Raw genomic sequence first — 4,380 nt, 5'->3', positions numbered from 1 at the left:
GGCTCAGACCGGCCGCTCCTCCGCAGACCGCTCGTCCGACTCCCCCAACCGCTCCTCCGCCTCCGCCAGGATCTCCGTGATCCGCAGCCCGAGCCGTACGTCGCACGCATGCGCATCCCCGGTACGTACCGACTCCAGCAGCGCGTCCACCGCCGACCGGAACGAGCCGATCGCGTCGCCCCACGCGGGCATGAGGACCCGTCCCCGCTCGCCGTAGAGGTCAATGCTCGCGCCGGCCGCCTCCGGTGGCGCGCTCAGACCGAGTGTGGCCGTGCTCGACGCCCCGGAGGCATGCCGCAGGGCGAGATGGGTGGTGTCGGCGGGGCCGCGCAGCGCCGTCAGTTCGGTGACGTCGCCGAGGACCGGCAGCAGCACGGACAGCGCATGCGGGCCGACGTCCCACAGGCCGCCCTTCTCGCTCCGCCAGGGCGAGGCCGCGTACGGGCTCGCCGAGCCGTTCGCGAAGAGCGAGCCCAGCCAGTGCGCCCGGGCGGTGAACCAGCCGCCCGCGGCGGCCTGTTCCGCGATCCACGGCGCCGTGTCCGCGGCGAAGCGCAGCGTGCAGAAGACGATGGACGCGACGCCCGTGCCCTCCACCGCCGTCACGACCTCCTGAGCCCCGGCCACCGTCGTCGCCACCGGCTTGTCCAGCAGCAGATGCCGCCCGGCCGCGGCCGCACGGGCCGCCAGCGGTGCCTGGATGTCGGGCGGCAAGGCGACCGCGACGGCATCGCTCGCCTCGATGAGGGCGTCCACGTCCTCGTACGCCTTGACCCCATGGGCGGCGGCCAGCGCGGAGGCAGCCTCAGGGCGCCGCCCCCACACCCCGCTGAAGACGGTCTCCGGGTGCGCGGCGAGAGCCGGGGCCTGGGTGCGCTCCGCCCAGGGGCCCGTTCCGAGTAGTCCGATCCGCAGCTTCGTCATGCGGGCCAGTGTGCACCCGGCCCCGGGGTGCAGAGCAGACCGCGCATGGCGATCTGCTCAGCCGTGCCAACGCTCTTCGTCATCGGGAACGAAGCCACCGTGCTGGTCGCCGCCATCAACGAATGTCTGTGACCAGCGCTTTCGAAACCTAGTGACGCACGGCAGTTGATGCGCGCAGGCCCAGGTGCGGGGCGTCGCGGCCTGATTCAGTCCAGCGCTGCCAGGGCATCGAACAGCGCCCGGCCCTCGGAGGCCCTGCGGCGCATCAGCATCCCCGCCACTCTGTGCAGCTCCTCCCACGCGTGAGGGCGGCCGATCTCGGAGGCGTCGGTGATCACGCCCAGGGAGGTCTCCAGAGCGGCCTCCGCCTCCCCTGCGCCTGCGTATGCGTGCGCCAGGCAGGACCCGTACCAGGCGCGGTCCCTGCGGAAGGACGGAGCGAAGCCGGCCAGTCCTATCAGCAGGCTCTCGGCCGCGCTCGACCATTCCTTGAGGTGCAGGTCGGCCATCCCCCGCTGTGCGGCGAACCATGACTCGCCGTAGAAGTACAGCCAGGGTGGGGCGTCCGAGGCGGCTGCGATGATCTGCTGCGCCTCGTCCAGCCTGCGGTACGCGTCATCGGCATCGCCTTCGAGCGCGTGCCCGCGCCCGGCCATCTGGACTGCCATGGCCCTCGTTGCTTCGCTCCCTCCCGCCGTTGACGCCGCGGCTTCACCCAGTCGGACGCAGCGCCGGCCCTTGCCCTGAGACCACGCCAGGTGGGCCTTCATGCTCATGGTGGTGGCTGCCATGTCGCCGTACCCGGATTCCAGCGCCCAGTCATAGGACCGGTCGAACCATCCCAGTGCCACCGGGGCGTTGTCCTGGTCCTGCGCCATCCAGGCGAGAAATTGCGCGTACTCGGCCAGGAGTTTGACAACGCGGTCTGCCAGCGGCCCCCGGGCCTGGTCGTAGAGGGCGGCCACTTCCCCGAACTGAGCAGTCACGAGCGCGGCGATAGTGCGTGAGCCCACGGTGTCCTCCGCCCGGCGATGCGCGGCCAGTAAAGCGTCCATCGCGTCCAGGGAGGCGGTATCCAAGCGCAGACCGCCCTGCTTTACGGCGATCAGCCTCTCCGCGTCCGTCTCCGACACCACACCGGGAAGCACGAGGGAGGGTAAAGGAAGCTCCTCGTGCCGGGCGCCTAGCAGTTCCAGGGGGACGCCAAGGCCGTGGATGATCCGCTGGCGCACCTCGACGGACGTCACCGCGCGCCGCCGGTTCTCGATCGCGGAGACGTCCGGCTGCGCCAAGCCCACGAGGGCGCCGAGCTTGCTCTGGCTGCTGCGCGTCAGCTTTCGCCACGTCTTCAACAGCGCCGGCCAGTCCTCCGCCGCCACGGCGGCGCGCAGTTCAGGGTGTGCCCACACGTTCGGCTCCGGCTCCATCCCCGAAATATAGGACGGCCCTATAGGACGCCGCAGTGGCCTCAAGATTCCCAGGCCGCCAAGGTGGTCAACGCACCTCGGAGCAACGACGACTTCGGGCAATGCCTCCCCCTCGCAGCGGGCCGTAGGGCCGTTCCCTGGTACACCTGCGGCCCGCTGCACCCCCAGTCGGAGAGGAGCACGGCCATGAGCACCCCCTTCCTTCCCCGCCGCACCCCTGGTGCCAGCGGACGCAAGTACACCGTCCCCGAGCCGCTGCCCGGTGCCCCCAGCCGGGCCCTGCGGATACGAGCCGCGGGCGGTTGGGAGAGGTTCATGCGCCGTGCCGAGCTTCCCCAGCCGGAGGAGACGGAGACGTGAACCCCGTCGATCACGCCGGCTACGAGCAGCACCCCTTGCTGCATCAGCAGGTCCGCGACATCGCCAGTCGCAGGGAGGGCGAACTGGTCGCCGTCACCCACGAGTTGCACAGCCACGGCACGGTCCGCATCGCGCACATCCGCCCACCCGGCGGAATCGAGTGGACCACGGCAGCCGACAACATCGCCCCCGCCTGACGCCCTGCACCGAGAGGAGCACGATGCATACACGGCTCGCCCGCATCCCCGGTTCGATGATCATGCAGCCGACCACGCAGTGCCTGCCCATGGACTGCACGTACTGCTACCTGCCATTCCGCAAGATGAAGCACCTCATGCCGGTGGAGGTCGCCGAGGCCGTTGCCGGCCCCGCCAACGAGTGGGCCGCGGCGAACCCGAGGTTCGAGGTCGTGTGGCACGGCGGGGAGCCGCTCGCGGCCGGGCGCGAGCACCTGGCCGCGCTCATGGCGCCGTTCGAGGACGTGAAGCACTCCGTGCAGACCAACGCGGCCCTGATTGATGACGCGTGGTGCGAGTTCATGCTGGAGCACCAGGTCCACGTGGGCGTGAGCATCGACGGACCCGAGGACATGAACAGCCACCGCCTCACCCTCGCCGGCCGCCCAGGGTTCCGCGTCATCATGCGCGGCATAGAGCGCTTACGCCGCCACGGGATACCGTTCTCCGCCATCGCGGTCGTCTCCAGCCCGGACCCGGACAGAGCAGGCCGCTTCTACGACTTCTTCGCCGACCTGGGCGTGACCACCCTCGGCGTCAACGTCGAAGAGGAGGAAGGCGTCAACCTGGGCGCCAAGGACGCCGACCCCATACGGGCAGCGGAATTCTGGACCGCCCTCGCCGATGCCTGGCGGGCGAACCCGGTCATCCGGCTGCGCGAGGTACAACGCGTGCTCAACTTCGCCGGGGCTGTCCTGGGCAGCCACGTCACGACCCCAACGCCGACCTCGGCCCCCTGGGACCCACTGCCCACCGTCGCCTACGACGGCGGCGTGATCATGCTCTCCCCGGAGCTGGCCGGGTTCAACGACAGTCGCTTCGGCGACTTCACCACAGGCAACGTGCTCCACACCGGCCTGGATGCCCTCGTGGCCGAGGCCGAAGACCGCACCCCCTGGATCACCGAGTTCTGGAACGGCGTGGACGCCTGCCGCGCCACCTGCCCCACCTTCGCCTTCTGCGGAGGCGCCCATGCGGCCAACCGGTACTTCGAGCACGACGGCCGGTTCGACGGCACCAGGACCCGGTACTGCACAACCGCCAAGATCGCCCTACTCGAAGGAGTCACGCGACATGTCCGTGAACATCGCCCCTGACGCCACCGCGCTCGTGATGGACTCGGCCCCGGGATTCACGTCCCTCCTGGAGGCCACGGGCACCACAGCCCTCGCCCATTGGGAGAACTCCTGGACCAACGCCGACTGGGGCAACCGCCCCGCCGCGGAGGCCACGCACCCCCAGCCCCTCGCCGGCACGTTCGACAACCGGCCGACCTGGGACAACCCCACGCCCGTGTTCGACAACCGTCCCACCTGGGACAACTGGAAGAACAAGTAGCCCGGACGGGCGGCCCGCCCAACACCGCCGGCCCCCCCCCCCCCCCCGTGAATGAGCCCCAAAGCCAGCCCGACCAAAGGCCCCAAAACCCAGTA

Annotated in this window: 6 protein-coding genes; 4 read left to right on the top strand and 2 right to left on the bottom strand. The window is 70.4% G+C overall.

Annotated elements, in window-relative coordinates; genetic code table 11:
- Positions 1 to 3: 3 nt before the first annotated feature.
- A complete protein-coding gene (locus ACWGI8_RS40355; protein WP_453668425.1) occupies positions 4 to 924 on the bottom strand; it encodes a Gfo/Idh/MocA family protein in 921 nt (306 codons plus the stop codon).
- Positions 925 to 1,130: 206 nt separating this feature from the next.
- A complete protein-coding gene (locus ACWGI8_RS40350) occupies positions 1,131 to 2,351 on the bottom strand; it encodes a helix-turn-helix domain-containing protein (RefSeq protein ID WP_453668424.1) in 1,221 nt (406 codons plus the stop codon).
- Positions 2,352 to 2,537: 186 nt separating this feature from the next.
- On the opposite strand from ACWGI8_RS40350, the gene ACWGI8_RS40345 reads away from it, so the two are divergent.
- Genes ACWGI8_RS40345 through amcA form a run of 4 tightly spaced genes read left to right on the top strand, consistent with a single transcriptional unit; the run spans position 2,538 to position 4,285 of the window.
- The gene (locus tag ACWGI8_RS40345) at positions 2,538 to 2,711 is read left to right on the top strand and encodes a hypothetical protein (RefSeq protein ID WP_453668423.1); all 174 of its coding nucleotides are present in this window, start codon (positions 2,538 to 2,540) and stop codon (positions 2,709 to 2,711) included.
- The gene (locus ACWGI8_RS40340) at positions 2,708 to 2,908 is read left to right on the top strand and encodes a hypothetical protein (protein ID WP_453668422.1); all 201 of its coding nucleotides are present in this window, start codon (positions 2,708 to 2,710) and stop codon (positions 2,906 to 2,908) included. Before ACWGI8_RS40345 ends, ACWGI8_RS40340 begins: the two co-directional genes overlap by 4 nt.
- A gap of 23 nt (positions 2,909 to 2,931) precedes the next feature.
- The gene (gene amcB / locus ACWGI8_RS40335) at positions 2,932 to 4,044 is read left to right on the top strand and encodes a cyclophane-forming radical SAM peptide maturase AmcB (RefSeq protein WP_453668421.1); all 1,113 of its coding nucleotides are present in this window, start codon (positions 2,932 to 2,934) and stop codon (positions 4,042 to 4,044) included.
- Positions 4,022 to 4,285, top strand: coding sequence for a multiple cyclophane-containing RiPP AmcA (amcA, locus tag ACWGI8_RS40330; protein ID WP_453668420.1), 264 nt, complete (start codon positions 4,022 to 4,024; stop codon positions 4,283 to 4,285). Before amcB ends, amcA begins: the two co-directional genes overlap by 23 nt.
- Positions 4,286 to 4,380 lie beyond the last annotated feature (95 nt).

The organism is Streptomyces sp. NPDC054841 (genome assembly GCF_053611045.1).
This window is presented reverse-complemented; position numbering and strand designations above follow the sequence as displayed.

Excerpts from the sequence above, each read along its gene's own strand:
- ACWGI8_RS40355 (WP_453668425.1), bottom strand. The coding sequence starts at position 924 with ATGACGAAGCTGCGGATCGGACTACTCGGAACGGGCCCCTGGGCGGAG.
- ACWGI8_RS40350 (WP_453668424.1), bottom strand. The coding sequence starts at position 2,351 with ATGGAGCCGGAGCCGAACGTGTGGGCACACCCTGAACTGCGCGCCGCC.
- ACWGI8_RS40345 (WP_453668423.1), top strand. The coding sequence starts at position 2,538 with ATGAGCACCCCCTTCCTTCCCCGCCGCACCCCTGGTGCCAGCGGACGC.
- amcB (WP_453668421.1), top strand. The coding sequence starts at position 2,932 with ATGCATACACGGCTCGCCCGCATCCCCGGTTCGATGATCATGCAGCCG.
- amcA (WP_453668420.1), top strand. The coding sequence starts at position 4,022 with ATGTCCGTGAACATCGCCCCTGACGCCACCGCGCTCGTGATGGACTCG.